This is a genomic window from Staphylococcus caledonicus (assembly GCF_016238465.1).
Taxonomy (GTDB): Bacteria; Bacillota; Bacilli; order Staphylococcales; family Staphylococcaceae; genus Staphylococcus; species Staphylococcus caledonicus.
In genome coordinates this window covers 1-596 of record NZ_JABTXV010000015.1, presented here as the reverse complement: position 1 = coordinate 596, position 596 = coordinate 1, and the positions used below count along the sequence as shown (strand labels likewise).

The 596-nt window shown below is 52.2% G+C and carries 5 tRNA genes and 1 rRNA gene; all 6 read left to right on the top strand.

The features are described 5' to 3' along the window. Positions 1-5 precede the first annotated feature (5 nt). The 6 genes from rrf to HS848_RS12475 all read left to right on the top strand — a co-directional run bounded on the left by rrf (position 6) and on the right by HS848_RS12475 (position 544). Positions 6-120 (top strand): 5S ribosomal RNA (gene rrf, locus HS848_RS12500). 12 nt (positions 121-132) lie between these two features. Next, positions 133-208 (top strand) — tRNA-Val (locus HS848_RS12495). Positions 209-221: 13 nt separating this feature from the next. Then, positions 222-297, top strand: a tRNA-Thr gene (locus tag HS848_RS12490). A 5-nt stretch (positions 298-302) separates the two neighbouring features. Beyond that, positions 303-375: transfer RNA gene (locus HS848_RS12485), tRNA-Lys, on the top strand. Between the two features lie 9 nt (positions 376-384). Continuing rightward, positions 385-466 (top strand) — tRNA-Leu (locus tag HS848_RS12480). A gap of 3 nt (positions 467-469) precedes the next feature. Further along, positions 470-544 (top strand) — tRNA-Gly (locus HS848_RS12475). Positions 545-596: the final 52 nt, after the last annotated feature.

The following is a 596-nucleotide window of genomic DNA, read 5'->3' as shown; positions in this document are numbered from 1 at the left end:
ACTTGTCTGGTGACAATGGCAAGGAGGTCACACCTGTTCCCATGCCGAACACAGAAGTTAAGCTCCTTAGCGCCGATGGTAGTTGGATTTACGTTCCGCTAGAGTAGGACGTTGCCAGGCAAATATTATATTGGAGAATTAGCTCAGCTGGGAGAGCATCTGCCTTACAAGCAGAGGGTCGGCGGTTCGAACCCGTCATTCTCCACCATTTAAACTTAATAGCCGGCCTAGCTCAATTGGTAGAGCAACTGACTTGTAATCAGTAGGTTGGGGGTTCAAGTCCTCTGGCCGGCACCATTTAAGAGCCATTAGCTCAGTTGGTAGAGCATCTGACTTTTAATCAGAGGGTCAGAGGTTCGAATCCTCTATGGCTCACATGTATACGCGGGTGTGGCGGAATTGGCAGACGCACTAGACTTAGGATCTAGCGCCTTACGGCGTGGGGGTTCGACTCCCTTCACCCGCATACGCGGAAGTAGTTCAGTGGTAGAACACCACCTTGCCAAGGTGGGGGTCGCGGGTTCGAATCCCGTCTTCCGCTCCATTATTTTGCCGGGGTGGCGGAACTGGCAGACGCACAGGACTTAAAATCCTGC